The organism is Albidovulum sp., from assembly GCF_049646345.1.
GTDB lineage: Bacteria > Pseudomonadota > Alphaproteobacteria > Rhodobacterales > Rhodobacteraceae > Albidovulum.
In genome coordinates, this window is the sequence record NZ_JBARVQ010000666.1 from 1 (window position 1) to 1,603 (window position 1,603).

Sequence of the window (1,603 nt, forward strand, 5' to 3'; positions counted from 1 at the left end):
CCTGAGGCTTGACCCCGGGGGGCTGGCCGTGGTTCATCTCGGCCAATGGCGACGAGCAGAAAACCAGCATCGAAAGCGAAGAAGAAACCTGCCGCGAAGGGCGGGGGCTGGACGCTGCGGCGTGTCCTGCGGCTGGCCCGGCGCGGGGCTTTCGGCGTAGTGGCGGCGTTTCTGCTGCTTGTGGTGCTGTTCACGGTCATCCCGCCGGTGATGACGCCCTATATGATCGCCGAAAGCTGGCGGCAGGGCGGGATCGACCGCGACTGGGTAGCGCTTGAGGATATGTCGCCGCATCTCGCGCGGTCGGTCGTGGCGGCGGAGGATGCGAATTTCTGCCTGCATTGGGGCTTTGACATGAAGGCGATCCGCGCTGCGCTGGACGAAGGCGCGGGTCGCGGGGCGTCCACGATCAGCCAGCAGGTCGTCAAGAACGTCTTTCTGTGGCAGGGGCGAAGCTGGCTGAGAAAGGCAATGGAGGCGGTGATGACGCCGGTCGTCGAACTCGTCTGGTCCAAACGCCGCATTGTCGAGGTCTATCTGAATGTGGCCGAGACCGGGCGGGGTGCCTTTGGCGCCGAGGCCGCGGCCCAGCGTTACTTTGACAAATCCGCCGCCGATCTGAGTGCCACGCAAGCCGCCCTGATCGCCGCCGCACTGCCCGACCCGAAGGGCCGCAACCCGGCGCAGCCCTCGGGCTACCTGCGCAAACGCGCCCGATCCATTGCTGACGGGGCGGCGACGATCCGCGCCGATGGGCGGGCGGCGTGCTTCGAGGATTGAACCGGGGGCCTGCCGCCGTTATCACGTGGGTTGATCCCCGCGCGAGCATTGCCCCATGACCCGACTTTACCACGTTCCCCTGTCCCCCTTCTGCCGCAAGGTCCGCCTGACACTGGCCGAAAAGAAGGTTGAGGTGGAGCTGGTCGAGGAACGCTATTGGGAACAGGATCCGGAATTCCTGCGCCGCAATCCGGCGGCCAAGGTCCCGGTGATCCGGCTGAACGGCAAGACGATGACGGAAAGTCAGGCGATCTGCGAATATCTGGAAGACACGATCCCCGAACCCCGTCTGATGCCGAAAGACCCCGAGGCCCGCTATGAGGTGCGCCGCCTTTGTGCCTGGTTCGACGACAAGTTCCACGCTGAAGTGACCTCGAAACTCGTCTATGAGCGGGTCAACAAGAAGATGATGAAACAGGGCTATCCGGACAGCAAGAATGTGAAGTTCGGGGCGGTGCGGATCAAGTATCACCTCGACTATATGCATTGGCTGTTGGAGAGCCGCCGCTGGCTGGCGGGGAATGAGATGACCCTGGCCGATTTCGCCGCCGCCGCGCATCTGTCGAGCCTTGATTACATCTCGGATGTCGACTGGAACCGCAGCCAGACCGTCAAGGACTGGTATGCCAAGATCAAGTCGCGCCCCTCGTTCCGGTCGCTGCTGGCCGATCAGGTGTCGGGGTTCCCACCCCCGGCGCATTATGCCGATCTGGATTTCTGAAACGCGGCCGTGCCGGGGGCGCTGCCCCCGGACCCCCGGGATATTTGAACCAAGTGGAAGCAGCAGGGTTGGACAATCTGGCATTCCGCGAAGGCGTAACGC

General features: G+C 63.8%; 2 protein-coding genes. Both read left to right on the forward strand.

Going from position 1 to position 1,603, the window contains the following annotated elements:
• Nucleotides 1-45 precede the first annotated feature (45 nt).
• A complete protein-coding gene (gene mtgA / locus WBB85_RS17445) occupies nucleotides 46-780 on the forward strand; it encodes a monofunctional biosynthetic peptidoglycan transglycosylase (RefSeq protein WP_432639868.1) in 735 nt (244 codons plus the stop codon).
• 55 nt (nucleotides 781-835) lie between these two features.
• Entirely contained in the window at nucleotides 836-1,501 is a 666-nt protein-coding gene (fzlA, locus tag WBB85_RS17450) for an FtsZ-binding protein FzlA (RefSeq protein ID WP_432639869.1), read from the forward strand.
• The last annotated feature ends 102 nt before the right edge of the window (nucleotides 1,502-1,603 follow it).